This is a genomic window from Micromonospora sp. RTGN7 (assembly GCF_033804645.1).
GTDB lineage: Bacteria > Actinomycetota > Actinomycetes > Mycobacteriales > Micromonosporaceae > Micromonospora.
Window position 1 is genome coordinate 73,521 of sequence record NZ_JAPZLF010000005.1, and the last position, 16,932, is coordinate 90,452.

Annotated in this window: 15 protein-coding genes; 11 read left to right on the plus strand and 4 right to left on the minus strand. The window is 72.1% G+C overall.

Going from position 1 to position 16,932, the window contains the following annotated elements; translation table 11 throughout:
• Window positions 1-48: 48 nt before the first annotated feature.
• The 8 genes from SNR22_RS09055 (at window position 49) to SNR22_RS09090 (ending at window position 11,963) form a co-directional block, all read left to right on the plus strand.
• The gene (locus tag SNR22_RS09055; protein ID WP_320066054.1) at window positions 49-1,239 is read left to right on the plus strand and encodes an AAA family ATPase; all 1,191 of its coding nucleotides are present in this window, start codon (window positions 49-51) and stop codon (window positions 1,237-1,239) included.
• Complete coding sequence (locus tag SNR22_RS09060) at window positions 1,236-4,955, plus strand: DUF5682 family protein (protein WP_320066055.1); 3,720 nt, start codon at window positions 1,236-1,238, stop codon at window positions 4,953-4,955. The genes SNR22_RS09055 and SNR22_RS09060 overlap by 4 nt, the downstream gene beginning before the upstream one ends.
• Window positions 4,952-6,883, plus strand: coding sequence for a hypothetical protein (locus tag SNR22_RS09065; protein WP_320066056.1), 1,932 nt, complete (start codon window positions 4,952-4,954; stop codon window positions 6,881-6,883). Before SNR22_RS09060 ends, SNR22_RS09065 begins: the two co-directional genes overlap by 4 nt.
• Before the next feature lie 389 nt (window positions 6,884-7,272).
• Complete coding sequence (locus SNR22_RS09070) at window positions 7,273-8,367, plus strand: prenyltransferase (protein WP_320066057.1); 1,095 nt, start codon at window positions 7,273-7,275, stop codon at window positions 8,365-8,367.
• Between the two features lie 227 nt (window positions 8,368-8,594).
• Window positions 8,595-8,864 carry a metal-sensitive transcriptional regulator gene (locus tag SNR22_RS09075; RefSeq protein ID WP_320066058.1) on the plus strand — a complete coding sequence of 90 codons (270 nt, stop codon included), beginning with the start codon at window positions 8,595-8,597 and terminating at the stop codon, window positions 8,862-8,864.
• A 148-nt stretch (window positions 8,865-9,012) separates the two neighbouring features.
• Window positions 9,013-10,413, plus strand: a complete 1,401-nt coding sequence (locus SNR22_RS09080; RefSeq protein ID WP_320066059.1) for an MBL fold metallo-hydrolase — start codon at window positions 9,013-9,015, stop codon at window positions 10,411-10,413.
• Between the two features lie 93 nt (window positions 10,414-10,506).
• Entirely contained in the window at window positions 10,507-11,106 is a 600-nt protein-coding gene (locus SNR22_RS09085; protein ID WP_320066060.1) for a rhodanese-like domain-containing protein, read from the plus strand.
• Complete coding sequence (locus SNR22_RS09090) at window positions 11,103-11,963, plus strand: sulfite exporter TauE/SafE family protein (protein WP_320066061.1); 861 nt, start codon at window positions 11,103-11,105, stop codon at window positions 11,961-11,963. The genes SNR22_RS09085 and SNR22_RS09090 overlap by 4 nt, the downstream gene beginning before the upstream one ends.
• A gap of 173 nt (window positions 11,964-12,136) precedes the next feature.
• Here SNR22_RS09090 and SNR22_RS09095 read toward each other — a convergent pair whose 3' ends face one another.
• From SNR22_RS09095 to SNR22_RS09110, 4 genes are all read right to left on the minus strand, one after another.
• A complete protein-coding gene (locus SNR22_RS09095; protein ID WP_320066062.1) occupies window positions 12,137-12,898 on the minus strand; it encodes an ABC transporter permease in 762 nt (253 codons plus the stop codon).
• On the minus strand, window positions 12,895-13,692 hold the full coding sequence (locus tag SNR22_RS09100) for an ABC transporter ATP-binding protein (RefSeq protein ID WP_320066063.1): 798 nt from the start codon (window positions 13,690-13,692) through the stop codon (window positions 12,895-12,897). The genes SNR22_RS09095 and SNR22_RS09100 overlap by 4 nt, the downstream gene beginning before the upstream one ends.
• Before the next feature lie 83 nt (window positions 13,693-13,775).
• Window positions 13,776-14,621 (minus strand): DUF4097 family beta strand repeat-containing protein, encoded by an 846-nt coding sequence (locus tag SNR22_RS09105; RefSeq protein WP_320066064.1) that lies wholly within the window; start codon window positions 14,619-14,621, stop codon window positions 13,776-13,778.
• Window positions 14,622-14,696: 75 nt separating this feature from the next.
• Window positions 14,697-15,230, minus strand: coding sequence for a YlcI/YnfO family protein (locus SNR22_RS09110; RefSeq protein WP_320066065.1), 534 nt, complete (start codon window positions 15,228-15,230; stop codon window positions 14,697-14,699).
• Between the two features lie 191 nt (window positions 15,231-15,421).
• Here SNR22_RS09110 and SNR22_RS09115 point away from each other — a divergent pair, with 191 nt between their 5' ends.
• From SNR22_RS09115 to SNR22_RS09125, 3 genes are all read left to right on the plus strand, one after another.
• Window positions 15,422-15,583, plus strand: coding sequence for a hypothetical protein (locus tag SNR22_RS09115; protein WP_320066066.1), 162 nt, complete (start codon window positions 15,422-15,424; stop codon window positions 15,581-15,583).
• Window positions 15,584-15,603: 20 nt separating this feature from the next.
• A complete protein-coding gene (locus tag SNR22_RS09120) occupies window positions 15,604-16,515 on the plus strand; it encodes a hypothetical protein (protein WP_320066067.1) in 912 nt (303 codons plus the stop codon).
• A gap of 145 nt (window positions 16,516-16,660) precedes the next feature.
• A complete protein-coding gene (locus tag SNR22_RS09125) occupies window positions 16,661-16,930 on the plus strand; it encodes an iron chelate uptake ABC transporter family permease subunit (RefSeq protein ID WP_320066068.1) in 270 nt (89 codons plus the stop codon).
• Window positions 16,931-16,932: the final 2 nt, after the last annotated feature.

Consider the following 16,932-nt stretch of genomic DNA (forward strand, 5'->3'; position numbering starts at 1 on the left):
TCCCTGTCCCGAACACCCCATCCGAACCAGAGAGATCGAGGAACGCCCGTGACCGTCACGGAACACGTCCGCCCCACCGTGGCGCCGGAGACCGCCGCCCAGGTCCTCTCCGCCGAACAGCGGTACGCCGACGAGCTGGACTTTCTGGCCGCGTACGACGACGGGGCCCGGCCACCGGGCTGGGCGTTGACCCCGCGCGCCGTGGTCACCTTCATCCAGGGCAGCGACGGCGAGGCGTTGAAGCTGCCCGCGAACCGGCGCACCGGCCCGGACGGCACCGAACTGCCGGCCAGGATGACCATCGCGCCGAAGTTCGTCGGTGAGCGGAGCCTGGTCGAGCGGTGCGTGGTCACCCTGGCCGGTGAGCGGGGCCTGCTGCTGGTCGGCGAGCCCGGCACCGCCAAGTCGCTGCTGTCCGAGCTGCTGGCCGCCGCGGTCTGTGGCACCAGCGCGCTGACCGTGCAGGGTACCGCCGGCACCACCGAGGACGCCTTCCGGTATGGCTGGAACTACGCCCTGCTGCTCGCCCAGGGCCCGACCCCTCAGGCGCTGGTCGACTCGCCGGTGCTGACCGCGATGCGCACCGGCCGGGTGGTCCGGATCGAGGAGGTCACCCGATGCCTTCCCGAGGTGCAGGACGCGCTGGTGTCGATCCTGTCCGACCGGCGGATGAACGTGCCGGAGCTTTCCGGCACCGAGGACGGCCTGATCCGTGCGATGCCCGGGTTCACCGTGATCGCCACCGCCAACCTGCGGGACCGGGGCGTGTCGGAGATGTCCTCGGCCCTGAAGCGTCGGTTCAACTTCGAGACCATCCATCCGATCTCGGACGCGGACACCGAGACCGACCTGGTCCGCCGGCATGCCACCGCCGCCGTGCAGCGCGCCGGCGCGGCGTACACGGTGGATGACGCGGTGGTCGACGCACTGGTCACCGTGTTCCGCGACCTGCGTTCCGGCCGGTCGGGCGAGGGCTGGGACGTGGAACGACCCGGCACGGTGATGTCCACCGCCGAGGCGGTGCAGGTGGCGGTGTCGCTCGGCCTGGCCGTCGCGTACCTGCCCGGCGGGGACGCGCTCGACCTGGTGCCCGGGCACCTGCTCGGCGTGGTCCGCAAGGACGACCAGAACGACCACGCCCGGCTGCTCGGCTACTGGGACGGCCCGGTCCGCCGCCGCGCCGAGGACGGCTCGGCGATGTGGCGCCGGCTCTGGGACCTGCGGGAGAGCCTGCGGTGACGACCCTCTCCAGCACGTCGACCGGTGCGGCCCTGCCGACGGCCGATCCGTTGACCGCCGGCCCGTTGACGGTAGATCCGACGACGGCCGACCCGCGAGCCGTGGTCGACGCGCTCGCCGGTTCTCTCCGGCCGTACCTGATCGGGGTGCGGCATCACAGCCCGGCCCTGGCGGCGGTGGTCCCGGCGCTGCTGGACGCCGCCGGGGCCGAGGTGGTCTGTATCGAGCTGCCTGCCGACTTCCAGCGCTGGCTGCCGTACCTGTCCGACCCGGCGGCCCGGGCCCCGCTGGCCCTGGTCGGCAGCAACGGCGCGGATGGACCCATGGGCTTCTACCCGTTTGCCGACTTCTCCCCAGAACTGGCCGCGATTCGCTGGGCCCGGCAGCGCGGCGTCGAGGTGCTCTGCTGCGACCTGCCGCTGGCCGACCCCGGCTGGAGCGCCGACACCACCGACCCGGCCACCGGCTTCGGCCCGCCTGCCGGGCCCGAGTCGACCGCCGGTTGCGATCCCGCTCCGGACGCCGGTGATCCCGTGCCCGGCCTGCGCCGGTCTGACTACGCCGCCGCGCTCAGTGCCAGCGGCACCGGTCGGGACGGCGACGACCTGTGGGATCGGGTGGTCGAGGTGCGTGCCCCGGGCTGCTCGCCCGAGGCGGTCCGCCGGGCCGCCCTCGCCGTCGGCTGGGCGATGCGCACCGACAGCGCCGACGGCGACGGCGTACCGGCCCGGGACCTGGCCCGCGAGTGGCACATGCGCCGGACGTTGGACGAGGCCGGCGCGGACGGCCGGCGGGTCGCCGCCGTCATCGGCGCCTTCCATGCTCCGGCCCTGCTCGACGCCGCGTCGACCGCCGATGTCGCCGCCACGTCCACCCGGCCCGTCACCGTCCCGGCTGATCCGGCCCGCTCCGCCAAGACCCGGCCCGGCCCGGCCACCACCGACGGCGGCGGCACGGCGGTCACCTCGCTGGTGCCGTACGCGTTCGACCTGCTCGACTCCCGCTCCGGCTACCCGGCGGGGATCCGCGACCCGCGCTGGCAGCAGTCCGTCTTCACCGCCGCAGGCGACCCGGAACGGATCCGGGCCGCCGCCGCCCGGGCGGTCACCGACCTGTGCCGGCAACTCCGCTCGGCCGGTCACACCGCCGGTACCGGCGAGGCCACCGAGACGGTGCGGCTGGCCGGCGACCTGGCCCGGCTGCGGAACCTGCCCGCCCCCGGGCGGGGCGAGGTGCTGGAGGCGGTCACCACCGTGCTCGGCCAGGGTGAACTGCTCGGCCGCGGCCGAGCGCTGGCCAAGGCGCTGGAGAGCGTGCTGGTCGGTGCCGAGCGAGGCCGGATCGCCCCCGGTACGCCACGGTCCGGGCTCGGCCCTGCGGTCGAGGCGGAACTCGCCGCGCTGCGGCTGCCCGACCCGGACAGCCCGAAGTCCCGCGAGGTCCGGCTGGACCCGCTGCGCACCGAGCTGGACGGGCGGCGGGAGATCCTGCTGCAACGCCTCCAGGTCTGCGGCGTCGGCTACGGCGAGCCGATCGTGGTCTCCGGCACCGGCGCCGGTACCGCCCTGACCACCCGCTGGCAACTGGCCTGGACGCCGTCCGTGGCGGCCCGGCTGGACCTGGTCGGCGTACGCGGGGTGACCGCGGCGCTGGCTGCGGCCGGCACCCTGCGGGAGCGGTTCCGCCGGGAGGCCGCCGACGGCGGCCCCACCCCGGGGCACCTGCTCACCGGGCTACGCGACGCCGCCCGTTGCGACCTGCCCGAGCTGGTCACCGACCGGCTCGAGTTGGCCGCCGCGGTGCTGCCGGGCGCCGGCACGCTGCCCGAGCTGCTGGCCGCACTGGACCTGCTGGAGGCGCTGCGCCGGGAACACCTGCCCGGCACCACCGCCGACAGCCGGGCCCGGGCGGCCGAGTTGGCCGTCGTGCTGCTGGAGGCGGCGGTCCGCGGGCTGCCCGGCCTGGCCGGCAGTGACGCCGCGGCCGACGCCGCCGCGCTGGTCGACCTCGCGGTCCGGGCCGGCGAGGACCGGATCGGCCTGCGCCTGGACGAAGCCCTCGGCCACCTGGCCCGGGCCGGTTCGTCGCTGATCCAGGGCGCCGCTCTGGCCGCCCGGGTGCTGCTCGAGCTGACCGATCTGGAGACCCTGGGCACCCGGGTGGCCGGCTGGATCGATGCGGCGACCGGACCGGACACCCGTCGGCATCTGCACCGGCGGCTCGGTGGTCTGCTCACCGCGGCGCATCCGCTGCTGCAGTCCGCCCCGGCCGCGCTCGACCCGCTGCTGGAGCGGATCGAGGGGCTGACCGACACCGAGTTCCTGGACCGGCTGCCGGCCCTGCGTGGCGGGTTCGACGTGCTCACCCCGGCGGCCCGGGCCCGGCTGCTGCGCACCGTCGTCGAACGGCTGGGCGACCGGCTCGATCTGGTCCTGTTCGCCCCGCCCGAGCTGCTGGCCCGCTGGGCCGCCGCCGACGCGGCCGGCCGAGCCGTCCTGGTCGCCCGCGACATCCCGATCCCGGGCATGCCGACCGGCGCCACCGAGGCCCCCGCCGACACCCCCGCCGGCGGTGCAGCCGGGCCGGAGATGCCGGCCGCCCGGCTCACCCCCACGGACCGGTGGCGGCTGCTGCTCGGCCGCCAACCCGACCGGTTACCGGCCGACGCCCGCCGCTACGCCCGCGCCCTGGACGAGCTGTACGGGGCGGGTCAGGGCGAGGGCGGCACCGACTTCGGCCAGGCGCCCGGCGGCGGAGGCCAGGAAGCCTCCTTCCCCACCGCGCGGGAGTGGGCCGACGAACTGGAGGCGCTCTTCGGCACCGCGGTACGTGAGGAGGTCATCGCCCGGGCGGCCGAGAGCGGCCGTACCGACGTGCTCGCCGAGCTCGACCCGGCCACGGTACGTCCCTCGATGGAGCTGCTGACCTCGGTGCTGTCGCTGGCCGGTGGCCTGCCCGAGGGGCAGTTGGCCAAGCTGAGGCCACTGGTCCGGCGGCTGGTCGAGGAGCTGACCAAGCAGTTGGCCAGTCAGATGCGTCCGGCGCTGACCGGGTTGACCAACCCGCGTCCGTCCCGCCGTCGCGGCGGCCGGATCAACCTCGCCCGTACGCTTCGGGAGAACCTGGCGCACACCCAGCGGCTCGGCGACGGCCGGACGGTGGTGGTGCCGGAACGCCCGGTCTTCAACACCCGGAGCCGCAAGGAGGCCGACTGGCGGGTGGTGCTGGTGGTCGACGTGTCCGGCTCGATGGAGGCGTCGGTGGTGTGGTCGGCGCTGACCGCCACCGTTCTGGCCGGGGTGCCCACCCTGTCCACCCACTTCCTCGCCTTCTCCACCGAGGTGGTCGACCTGACCGACCGGGTCGACGACCCGTTGTCGCTGCTGCTGGAGGTGCGCGTCGGCGGCGGTACGCACATCGCCGCCGGGCTGGCCCACGCCCGCTCGTTGGTGACCGTGCCGAGCCGCACCATCGTCGCGGTCGTCAGCGACTTCGAGGAGGGCTACCCGCTGGCCGGCCTGCTCGGCGAGGTCCGCACGCTGGCCAGTTCCGGCGTGCACCTGCTCGGCTGCGCCGCGCTGAACGACAGGGGAGTGCCCTGCTACTCGCTACCGGTCGCCGAGCAACTCGTCGCGGCCGGGATGCCGGTCGCCGCTCTCAGTCCGCTCGAACTCGCCCGCTGGGTGGGCGACCGCATCCGCGGAGGATCACGTTGACGAACCGCACACCCACCGCCACAGACACCGACCGGTTGCCGCCGGTGCTGCCGGGGGTCGCCGCCGCAGCGGTGGCGGCCCTGCCGCCCCGGCTGCACAAGCGGCTGGACGCCACCGTCGGACGGCTGTCCGGTGTGCCAGTCGGCCGGGTCGAGGGTGGCGTATCGGTCGACTGCGGCGCCGAGGCACTGGTCACCCTGACGCCCGGACCGACCGGCGCGGTCACCGACGCACACCAGGCGCGGTGCAGCTGCCTGCTGGCGCCCCGCTGTCTGCACCGGACCGCAGTCCTCGTCGCCTGCCCGGTCGCCGACCCGGGCATCCATGCCGACCCGGCGTCCACCGCCGTATCGTCCGCTCTGGACGGCCCTGGCGTGGCCATCGGCCGGCCCCGGCGGACCGAAAAACCAGCCGGCCCGGCCGCTGGTCGGACCGGCCGGAACACGGCACCGACGAAGGCGCAACGGGCCGCCGCCAGCGCGCTGTGGCGGGCAGCCGCCGCAGTGCTCGCGGCCGGCGTGCCGGCCGCCGGCGCGGTCCCCCAGGCCGAACTGCTGCGGGCCGCGCACAGCGCCCGGCTGGCCGGCCTGCCGCGGGCCGAGAGCGCCGCGCTGCGCACGGTACGTGGCCTGCGCGCCCACCGGAAACGACAGGCCGGCGATCGGCTGGCCGAGCTGGTCGAGGTGCTGCACGACCTGCTGTACGTGGCCGGCCGGCTGGCCGCAGGCGATCCCGACCCGGCGCTGGTCGGCATCCTCCGGCGGGCCTACCAGCCGGACGGCACGCTGGAGGTGTACGGCGTCTGCCGGGAACCGGTGATCAGCGCGACCGGATACGCCGGGGTGGTCACCCACCTGGTCGCCGCCGACGGGCGTCGGCTCTCCTTCGGCGACGTGAAACCGGGCGGCCCGGCCCGGGCGCGGGACTGCGCCCGGGCGGTCACCGAGATGGGCGCGGTCGCGGTCAACCACTCGGTGCTGGCCCGCGGCGGCCTGCGGATCACCGGCACCACCATTTCCCCGGACGGTCGGCTCGGCGCCGGCCAGGGGGTCCGGGCCAGCCCGCTCACCGAGACCGACTGGTCCACCGGACCGCTGGCGGAACTCTTCGCCCGCCCGCTCGCCGAGGTGGTGACCGCCCAGCTCGCCGCCGACGACCCGGAGGACCCGGCCCGGGCCGGGACCGCGCTGGTGGGCTGTGACCTGACGGTGGTAGGTGCCGTCGGTGACCAGGTGCTGGCCCGGGAGCTGGTCCCCGCCACCGACGCCGGTCCGGACCGTGTGCCGGTGCCGGATGGGCCGGTGATCCGGCTGGTGCCGGTCAACTCTCACCCGATGCTGGCCCACGTGGCCAACCTGCGGCGGCTCGCCGCCTGGCCGGGCCTGCGGATCCGGGTGGTCGGCCGGCTGGACCCGGACCGGGCCAGCACGCTGCGCCCGCTCGCGGTCGGCCCGGTGCCCGGTGCCGCTGCGACGCTCCGGCTGCCGACGGACTGGCACGGCCGGGCGGACCTTGGCTACGACGAGATCCAGGGCCGCCACCTGCCACCGCGCGAACCGGCCGCGATGACCGAACCGGCCCTCGCCGCCGCCGCCGACGCGGTCGCGGAGTCCCCGCTGTGGCGGGTCCGCCGGCTGGTGGAACTGGCCGTCTCCGGCGGTCGCCGCGCCGTCGCCGAGGCCGCCCGCGGCGAGGGCGCTGGGCTGGCTGGGCCGCTGCGCCGCGCCGGCTTCACCACCGCTGCCGCGCTGGCCGCCGCGCTCGCCGACGAGTCCGACCGGCGCGGTCGGGATGCGTTCGGTCGGCGGACCGATCCCGACCCGGACCGGTACGCCTGGGCCTGGCTCGCCGCGACCGCCCACCTCGCCGCCACCGAGCGGGAGCTGATCCGGTCCTCCTGGACCGCCCCCGGTTCGGTTGACTGCTGACCTGCGCGGATGCCCTCGCCCCGGCGCCGATCGGCATCTTCCGGCCGCCGGCCGGGGCGGGCGGCCACTACCGACACCGATGACGGCGGCGCCGCGTTCGGGCTGCTGGCGGCGAACACGACCGGTGTCTGCTGCTGTAGTCCGCGCGTGACCGTACGGCCGACGGCGTCGGCCGTGGTGGTGAGATGGACACCGACACCTACCGGCGCGGCGAAGGGCGGATGGGGCGGTAGCCACGGCGATCCCGGCTGCGGCCGGCACGCAGATCGACCTGCCCACCGAAGGGGGCATCGAGCTGCTTACCCGACAGATCGGGTCCGTCGCCGTTGCCGAGATATAGGTTGTTGCCACGGTCTGACTACGGGGGAGGGCGTTGGCCTATGGCCGCGATGCGGGAATCTCAGGCGATCCCAGGGCCTCGCCAAGCTGCCGCCGTAACCGCCGCCGGGTGGGACGGAACTCGCCTGCGGGGTTTCCTCCGGCTGGCCCGGCTGCGCTTCCTGCTCTACAACCTCCTGCCGGTGGGCCTCGCCGTGGCGGTGTCGGTACACCAGGGCTACCCGCTCGACCTCACGTGGTACGCCGTCGCGCAGCTGTTCGCGTGGACGGTCCACGTCATGACCCACTACTGCAACGAGTACTTCGACCTGGAAGCCGACCGGGCGAACGTCTACTTCACCCCGTGGACGGGCGGCAGTCGGGCACTTGTGGACGGGTCGGTCGCACCCGTGGTGTCGCTCGGCGCCGGGTTCGTACTGCTCAGCGCGTCGATGCTGATGGTGGCTGTCATGCCGCACTGGCAGGCGCGCGTGCTCGCCACCGCGGCCGTGGTGCTGGCCTGGTTCTACACCGCGCCTCCGGTGCGGCTGAACTATCGAGGCGCGGGAGAGCTGACGGTTGCCGCGATCCTCAACGGCCTCTGGCCCGCCGTCGCGGCAGTGCTCCAGGCCGGCGCCGTACCGATGCTCCTGCTGGCCGTGCTGGCGCCCACCGCGGTGCTGCAGGTGGCACGGATGATGGTGATGAACCTGGGGGACCGCCGGTCGGATGCGATGGTCGGCAAGCGCACGCTGCCGGTCATCATCGGTTACCAGCGGGCCGTACGCCTGATCGTCGGCGCGCAGCTGATCGCGTACGCGATGCTCACGGTCCTCGCGCTGCTCGGCTGGCTGCCGTGGCTGGTCTGGGCCGCGATGGCCGCTACCGCACCGTTGTCGGCCTGGCTCGTCAGGCAGCTCCGTGGCGGCGCGATGCGTGACCTCGACCCCAGGCGCATGACACCGGTGGTGTTCTGGGCATCGAACCACGTCTCGCTGATCGTCGCGGCGGCGATGCTGGGGGTGATCCTGGATGCGGCGCGCCGCTCCGCCGACGCCGGTGCACTGGCGGTGCTCGGCGTGGTCCTCGCCGGCTACGGGATGCTCTTCGCCCACCGCTTGTGGTTGGCGCGCCGGCCCGCCGAGGCTGCGGGTGAGGACGTCTGAGGTCCCTCCCGGCCCGGTCTGCCCCTGGCTGACCGCCGTCGCGGTCTCGCCGAGCCGGAACGTGTCGTTGAAAGGTCGACTAGCGCCGCCGGGGGAGTGTGCCACGCGTGCGCCACGCCTCCCGGGAACCGGGGAATGCGTCCTCGACCGGCAGGGTTGCAGATACCCGTGGGGGTATCCCACGCAGACCGTACCCCCGGGGGTATAGTTGGTGCAGGAGGTGGCCGATGAAGCTTCGACCGGAGATGACGTCGGATGCGCTGACCCGGCTCAAGCGGGCCCGTGGGCAGCTCAATGCGGTCATCGAGATGATGGAGAGTGGTCAGGACTGCCGCGAGGCGCTGACCCAACTCGCCGCCGTGTCGAAGGCGATCGACCGGGCGGGCTACAAGATCATTGCTTCGGGCATGCGGCACTGTGGGGCCGCTCGTGAGCGTGGCGAAACGCCCGAGATGACCGAGGAGGAGTTGGAGAAGCTCTTCCTGGCCCTCGCCTGAGACACAGAGGTTCAAAGACGCCACCCATGCCGTTTGGCTACGGCGTGGGCGGGTAGCCGTGCGCACGTGAAGAGGGATGCGGCAGTTTGTCTTCCACATACCCCCGGGGGTATGTGGCCTTTGAAGGACGTCGAAAGGAGCAGAGCACATGGCAATCGAGGTTTCCGTCATCGCGACGTCCTCCCTTGGCGATCGCAGCTACCTCGCCTCGGACGGGCGGGTGGCGATCGTGGTCGACCCCCAGCGCGACATCGACCGGGTCCTGTACCTCGCGGGGAAAAAGGGCGTCCGCATCACCCACGTGGTGGAGACGCACATTCACAACGACTACGTCTCCGGCGGGCTGGAGCTCGCCCGGATCACCGGTGCCCGCTACTTGGTGGCCGCTGCCGACGAGGTCGGCTTCGAGCGGACATCGGTCGCCGACGGCGACCAGGTGGCCGTCTCCGACTCGCTGCGGCTGCGGGTGGTCGCCACGCCGGGTCACACCTTCCACCACCTGTCGTACGTTCTGGATGAGGCCACCGGTGGCGAATGGCAGTCGATCGGTGTCTTCACCGGTGGGTCGCTGCTCTTCGGCACCACGGGCCGGACCGACCTGCTGGGCAAGCAGCACGCCCACGAACTGGCCCACCACCAGCACGCTTCGGCGAAGCGGCTGGCGGATCTGCTGCCCGACGGCGCTGAGGTGTGGCCGACCCACGGGTTCGGCAGCTTCTGTTCGGCCAGCCAGTCCGATGCCCCGGAGTCGACGATCGGCCGGGAGAAGGAGAAGAACCAGGTCCTGCGGCTGGCCGCGGACGACTTTGTCACCGAGACCCTCGCCGGTCTCGATGCCTACCCGGCCTACTACGCCCACATGGGCGTGGCGAACTTCGCCGGTCCGGCCCCGGTCGACCTCACCCCGGTGACCCGGGCCGACGCCGCCGAACTGCGCGAGCGGATGGCCGCCGGGCAGTGGGTGGTGGACCTGCGGCACCGCAAGGCGTATGCGGCGTCGCACCTGGCCGGGACCGTCAGTCTCGGCCTGGACGGCCCGATGTCCACCTGGCTCGGCTGGTTGATCGACTGGGGCGTACCGATCACCCTGCTCGCCGAAACCCCGGAGCAGGTCGCGGACGCCCAGCGCGAGCTGGTCCGCATCGGCATCGACCGGCCGGCCGCGCAAGCGACCGGCCAGGCCGAGCAGTGGGCGGCCGAGCCCGGTCAGCTGCGGGAGTTTCGGATGTCCGACTTCCCGGCCCTCGCGGCGGCCCGCGGGGGCAAGGTCCCCGCCGGCCTGCCCGCCGCGGACGTGGTCCTCGACGTGCGGATGACCAACGAGTGGCGGGCCGGCCACATCGACGGCGCCGTGCACATCCCGCTGCCCGACCTGCCCAAGCGGCTCGCCGACGTACCGGCCGGTGCCGTCTGGGTGCACTGCGGTTCCGGTTACCGGGCCACCGCCGCAGCCTCCCTGCTGGCCAACGCCGGACGCGAGGTGGTCGTCATCGACGAGACGTTCGGCCAGGCCGGCGATGCCGGCCTGGAACTGGTCGCCGGCGCCTGACCGATCAGCTCGACCCCGGCCGGCGTCGCCCGGCGCCGGCCGGTATCCCCGTGCCATCACGTGTGGCGTTTCGTTTGCGAAAGAGGAGAAATAATGAGTACTTCCAAGAGCACCCGCCCCGCCACCCTCGACGCCACCAGCTTGCGGGAGCTGATCGACGCCGGTCACGCGCCGCGCCTGCTGGACGTGCGTACCCCGGCGGAATTCGAGACCTCGCACATCCCCGGCTCCTACAACGTGCCGCTCGACCTGCTCAAGGAGCACCGCGAGGAGCTGCGCAACCACCTGGACGAGGACGTCGTGCTGGTCTGTCGCTCCGGCGCCCGCGCCACCCAGGCCGAGCAGACTCTGGCCGGGGCCGGCCTGCCGAGCCTGAAGATTCTCGACGGCGGCATCATGGCCTGGCAGGCGGCCAACGCACCGATGAAGCAGGGCAGCCCCCGCTGGGACCTCGAACGTCAGGTCCGCCTCGTCGCCGGCTCGATCGTGCTGGTCAGCGTCCTCGGCTCGGTGTTCGTGCCGCAGCTGAAGTGGGTGGCCGGATTCATCGGCGCCGGCCTCACCGTCGCCGCCGTCACCAATACCTGCGCGATGGGGATGATGCTCGGCAAGCTGCCCTACAACCGAGGCGCCAGTTGCGACGTGGACACCATTGTCGGCCAGCTTCGCGAGAGCCCCGGGAAGCGGGCATGACTGCGACCTTGGCCCTGACCATCGGACTGGCCGTCCTGATCGGCGTCAGCCTCGGGCTGCTCGGCGGCGGCGGATCGATCCTCGCCGTACCACTGCTGGTCTACGTCGCCGACCTGCCCGCGAAAGAGGCCATCGCCACTTCGCTGCTCGTCGTCGGCGCGACCAGCGTGGTGGGCGTCATTCCGCACGCCCGGCGCCACCGGGTGCGCTGGCGAACCGGCCTGACCTTCGGGTTCGCCGGCATGACCGGTGCCTACGCCGGCGGCCGGCTGGCCGAGTTCATCCCGGCCGGGTTCCTGCTCACCGGATTCGCCGTGATGATGCTGGCCACGGCGGTCGCGATGATCCGCGGCCGGCGCAACGCCGAGGGCAGGCCGGTGCCGCACGACCTGCCGGTACCGCGGGTGATTCTCGACGGCGTGGTGGTCGGACTGGTGACCGGACTGGTCGGCGCCGGTGGCGGTTTCCTGGTGGTGCCGGCCCTGGCGCTGCTCGGTGGCCTGCCGATGCCGGTCGCGGTCGGCACCTCGCTGGTGGTCATCGCGATGAAGTCCTTTGCAGGCCTGGCCGGCTACCTGTCCAGCGTGAGCATCAACTGGGGCCTCGCGGCGGCGGTGACCGTCGCCGCCATCGCCGGCAGCTTCGCAGGTGGGCGGCTCGCCGGACGGATCCCGGCCGACGTCCTGCGCAAGTCGTTCGGTTGGTTCGTCCTGGTGATGGGCGTCTTCGTGCTCGGCCAGCAACTGCCGGAGGAGTTGCGCACCAACCCGCTGCTCTGGATCGGCGTGGGGGTCATCGCCGCGGTCACCGTGGTGGTGACTGTGCTGCGCCGGCACCTCGCCTCCGCTGCCGAGTAGGCCGACGCATTCCTCGGCCGACCCGCCGCGCTTCCAGGGACCGCAGCGGGATCAGGGGCAGCGGCGGTGACCGGGTGGAGCCGATCTGTGCCCAGGTTGGCAATGGTGTGATTGGCCCGCCGAAGGAGCGGCCGGCCGCCCGAGAGGCCTCGGGCGGCCGGATACCCGTGGTTTCAGGCGATCTTGCGTCGGTAAGCGACCATGGCGAACGCGTAGGCGACGACGAGGATGCCGACGCACCAGGCCAGTGCGATCCAGATTCCGTCTCCGACCGGCTGCTGCTCGAGCAGCGCCCTGATCGTGTTGACGATGGAGGTGACCGGTTGGTTCTCCGCGAAGGCTCGCACCGGCCCGGGCATCGTGTCGGTGGGAACGAACGCCGAGCTCACAAAGGGCAGGAAAATGATCGGGTACGAGAAAGCACTCGCTCCGTCCGTGGAGGATGCCGACAGCCCGGCGATCACCGCGACCCACGTCAACGCGAGCGTGAACAGCGCGAGGATCCCGGCCACGGCGAGCCAGGCCAACACTCCCGCCGACGAGCGGAAGCCCATGACAAGCCCCGCCAGAACGATGACCACCACGGAGATGGCGTTGGACACCAACGAGGTCAGCACGTGTCCCCACAGCACCGACGACCGTGCGATCGGCATGGAGTGGAACCGCTCGAAGATGCCGCTCTGTAGGTCGTTGAAGAGCCGGTAGGCGGTGTAGGAGATGCCGCTTGCGATGGCGATGAGCAGGATGCCGGGCATCAGATAGTTGACGTAGTTGTCGGTGCCCGTCTGGATGGCGCCGCCGAACACATAGCGGAACAGCAGCAGGAACGCGATCGGCATGATCGTGACCGTGATGATGGTGTCCACGCTGCGGGTGACGTGTCGCACGGAGCGCCCGAGCATCACGCTGGTGTCGCTGAAGGAGTGCACGCTCATCGCTGTCCCTGCTTGTCTTTTTCTCGAGTCCTGTCGCTGTCGCTTCCGATGATCGCCAGGAAGACCTCCTCCAGGGTGGGTTGCCGTTCCACGTATTCCGCTTTCGCGGGCGGGAGCAGCCTCCTCAGTTCTGCCAGGGTGCCGGACACGATGATCGTGCCCCTGTGCAGGATCGCGATCCGGTCGGCGAGTTTTTCGGCCTCCTCCAGGTATTGGGTGGTCAGAAGAACCGTCGTGCCGCTGTCGGCGAGGTTCTGGATCACCTGCCACACCTCGACGCGGGCCTGCGGGTCGAGTCCGGTGGTCGGCTCGTCGAGGAAGACGATCGGCGGGTCGCCGATGAGGCTCATGGCGATGTCGAGGCGGCGGCGCATGCCGCCCGAGTAGGTCGACACCCGGCGTCCGGCCGCATCGGCAAGGCCGAATCGTTCGAGGAGGTCGTCTGCGATCCGGCGAGGGTCGTCCACGTGCCGCAGTCTGGCGATCATGACCAGGTTCTCCCGGCCGGTGAGGATCTCGTCCACCGCTGCGAACTGACCGGTCAGGCTGATCGACTCCCGCACCCGCGCCGGCTGGGACAGGACGTCGAATCCGTTGACACTTGCCGTGCCGTCATCCGGCTTGAGTAGGGTCGCGAGAATCCTTACGATCGTGGTCTTGCCGGCGCCGTTGGAGCCGAGCAGCGCGAAGATGCTCCCGCGGGCCACGGCGAAGTCGACGCCCTTGAGTACCTGATGCTCTTGATAGGACTTGTGCAATCCGTGGACCCGGATCGCCAGATTCTCTTCTTCCATGCTTTGCGTCTCCTTGGGCAACGGTCACGTGGGGCGGATCTGCTCCAAGCCCTCGAGCTCGGCGCAGGTCAGCCAGAGGTGGATCAGGAGCGGTGGATGGTGATGTCGCCGTAGGAGGTGCGGCCTCGCACCTCGACGGTCTCGTCGGCCTCCTCGGGTCGGGTGGTGTTCTCCATCTGGTTGCGCACGTGCCCGAATCCGGTGTTCACCGTCAGCCAGGCGGCGGTGCCGTCGGCGATGCCGATCTCCAGGTTGCCCATGGCGGTCCCGAGCACGACCGAACCGCGGACCACCTCGCCGAGGCGGATGTTGCCGTTGGAGGTTTTCGCGTCAACACCGGCGCCGGCCCGCTCGACGCAGATGTCGCCGTTGGCCGCGCGCACCCGCACGTCGCCGGTGACCGCGTCGATCGTGGTGTCGCCGTTGGAGTTCTTGACCACTGCGGAGCCCTCGACCTCGCCGATCTCGACCTTGCCGGAGCCGGTGGAGATCTCGGCGTTGCCCGTGATGCCGTCGGCGGTGACGTGACCGGCCGACGTGTTCAGGCGCAGCGGGCCGGTTCGTTCGAGCCAGAAGTTCCCGACGGAGGTCTTGAGCCTGCACTCCCCGAGCCGACCGGCACAGCGGATGTCGCCAACCTGCATCTCAGCGGACACCTGGGAGCCGCTGGGCAGTTCGATGGACACGGTGACCGATCTGGTCTTGCGAGAGAAGTCGAAAGCGCGCGACTTCGGGCCGGTGACCCGGAGTGTGCCGTTGGTGTAGTCGACACGTACCTGCTGAGCGGCCTTCACGTCGGACTCGTCGGCTTCGTCGCTCGGGCCGACCTCGACGACGGTGTCGGTCCGGTCGCTCGCGGCGATCCGCACGTCGCCGACACCGAGTTCGAGCGTGACGGAGATCGGTTCCGGCGTTTCGTAATGTGGCATGGTTGTCCCCGCATCATGGGTAGGTGAGTCGCCCCGCAGGTCGGGGACGCGGTGTGAGGGAAGCGTGCGGTGCGGCTAGCGCACCCAGCCGGTGAAGCCCTGCTGAGTCCGTTTCGCGCTGCCGCGTGGCGCGGCACGCTGGTCGCGATCGGACCGCTGCAGGGCACCGGCGGCCGCCCGGGCCAGCCAGGCGTTGACCGAGCGTCCCTCCTTGGCAGCGGCCTCCTCGATCGCGGCTTTGAGCTGCTCGGGCAGGCGTACGTTGATCCGCGCGGCGGGGCCCTCCTCGGCGATCAGCAGCTCGCTGTCCGGAGTGCCGTCGACCGTCGCCGCAGGGTCCTTGGCCGTGTGCTCGAGCGGCTCGGCGGGTGGTGAGGTCACGACGAAGTGCGGATCGCGTCCGCGCAGCCGCAGCTCCACCGAACCCGGTGCCAGGTCCCGGCTGATCTCGTCGGCGGCGGCCGACAACGCGTCCAGCAGCGTCATCCGGATCGCCGACTCCAGCGACCCGGCCAGGCGCTCGACCAGCACACGCGTTTCCTCACCGCCGGCTTCGGCAAGCGTGGCGAACTCACGTCCGAGGTTGCTCACGTAAGAGGTCAAGTCCATGGTGCCATCGTGGCACCTAAATGGCACACGAGCAAGCTGTTTTGGCTCAAAGTGGTGTCATGTTGGCGCCGGATCAGGCAGGGCATCGATGCAACCCGCCTGGAGCATCAGGGTCGGCCTGGCCGGCGGGCTGCTCGGCGTACCCGCCGGCGTGGCGATGCGGCGGCTGGTCGAGCTCTCGATGGCCGCCAGTGGCGGCCCGCACCTGCCGGAGCCGCATCCTGTCGATTCCGCTCGACGAGGCGATGTTCGCGGTCCGCGAGCGCCACGACGAGGCCGATCTGCGCCGCTGGGCCGATGAAGGCCAACCCGGGGTGTGGCTCGCCGCGTACGGCCTGATTTCGCCCGAGTGAGCCCGTGAGATGATTGCCTCATGGGGAAGCAGCAGGACGTCGGCGGGCCCGACCGTCACACCGGGTCAGGTGCCACCGCCCACCGCGCGAGCGGTGACGGCGTCGAGGCGGGGCTCGCCCTCGCGCTGGACCCCGCAACGCCACAGATGAACCTGATCGACTTGGCGTCCGACGCGTCGGCCGAGGTCCGTAAGGCGGTCGCGGCCCGGGCCGACGCACCAGCGCAGGCGCTGCGACCGCTGACGCGCGACCCCGATCGTCAGGTCCGGGAGGCCGTCGCGAGGAACCCCTCGACCTCGGTCGGCAACCTCCTGCGTCTGGTGAAGGACGCCGACCGGTGGGTCCGCTGGGCCGTCGCCAGCAACCCGGCGTGCGACGAGTCGGTCCGCCTGGTGATGGCGGAGGCAACCGACAAGGAGCTTCGCGGTCTTCTCGCGGAGACGCGGGAGTTGGAGCCGGAGTTGGCCGCCAGGCTGATCGCCGACGTCTCACCCGAGGTGCGGGAGCGACTCGCCACCCACACCCACGACCCCGATGTGATCACCGCCCTGATGGCCGACCGCACCGCGCGGGTTCGCAAGGGGGTCGCCCGCAATCCGCGGACCACCGCCGAGCAGCGCAGCGCGCTTGCCCAGGACCCCGTGGTCGACGTCCGGGTCGCGCTGGTCCGTGCGGTCGAACTCGACGAGGCGGATCTGGAACGCCTGGTCGACGACCGTTCGGTGCAGGTCCGACTGGCGTTGGCGACATCCGAGTTGACCCCGCCGCACATCCGGCAGGCCCTCGGTCGCGATTCCGATGACATGGTGGCCGACGCGGCGAGGCGGGATTTCCGCCCGGCGTCCGGCAACTCCCCGGTGGTACGGGCTCCCCGCGTCGGTCAACGGCGCTCGGGGACCGGCCCGGGTCGACCGGGCGGCGCCGCACGCTGAGGCCGGCGGGTCCGCTGCGCGGCTCCCGCGCGCAAGAACGATAGCGGGCTACCCTCCGAAATGGAGATCACCCGAGGAGCCGGCCAGATCAGCTCCGGCGCGAGCGCCGCGGCCGCCTTCGCGATCGCGACACTGCACCTCGGCGATGCGGGGTACCTGGGAGGAGACCGTTCCGGTGGCCCTCGCCGTGGCCGTCGGAGCTCCGCTGCTGCTGAGCCAGGCCCGCAACCTGTCCATGATGCAACGGGGCGACGACACCGCGGCGGCGCTCGGGGTCCGCCTCGAACGCACCCGGATCCTGGTCATCGTCGCGGCCGCCGGCCAGTTCGCCTTCGACACGCGCTACCCCGTGGGGGTCGTCACCCGGTACGCGGACCACCACCCGGGAAGTCCACCGGACCTTAGGCCAGGCTAACC

Bases quoted from the DNA above. Each gene is read 5' to 3' on its own strand.
- SNR22_RS09070 (WP_320066057.1), top strand. From the start codon at position 7,273: ATGCGGGAATCTCAGGCGATCCCAGGGCCTCGCCAAGCTGCCGCCGTA.
- SNR22_RS09075 (WP_320066058.1), top strand. From the start codon at position 8,595: ATGAAGCTTCGACCGGAGATGACGTCGGATGCGCTGACCCGGCTCAAG.
- SNR22_RS09080 (WP_320066059.1), top strand. From the start codon at position 9,013: ATGGCAATCGAGGTTTCCGTCATCGCGACGTCCTCCCTTGGCGATCGC.
- SNR22_RS09085 (WP_320066060.1), top strand. From the start codon at position 10,507: ATGAGTACTTCCAAGAGCACCCGCCCCGCCACCCTCGACGCCACCAGC.
- SNR22_RS09090 (WP_320066061.1), top strand. From the start codon at position 11,103: ATGACTGCGACCTTGGCCCTGACCATCGGACTGGCCGTCCTGATCGGC.
- SNR22_RS09095 (WP_320066062.1), bottom strand. From the start codon at position 12,898: ATGAGCGTGCACTCCTTCAGCGACACCAGCGTGATGCTCGGGCGCTCC.
- SNR22_RS09100 (WP_320066063.1), bottom strand. From the start codon at position 13,692: ATGGAAGAAGAGAATCTGGCGATCCGGGTCCACGGATTGCACAAGTCC.
- SNR22_RS09105 (WP_320066064.1), bottom strand. From the start codon at position 14,621: ATGCCACATTACGAAACGCCGGAACCGATCTCCGTCACGCTCGAACTC.
- SNR22_RS09110 (WP_320066065.1), bottom strand. From the start codon at position 15,230: ATGGACTTGACCTCTTACGTGAGCAACCTCGGACGTGAGTTCGCCACG.
- SNR22_RS09120 (WP_320066067.1), top strand. From the start codon at position 15,604: ATGGGGAAGCAGCAGGACGTCGGCGGGCCCGACCGTCACACCGGGTCA.
- SNR22_RS09125 (WP_320066068.1), top strand. From the start codon at position 16,661: ATGCGGGGTACCTGGGAGGAGACCGTTCCGGTGGCCCTCGCCGTGGCC.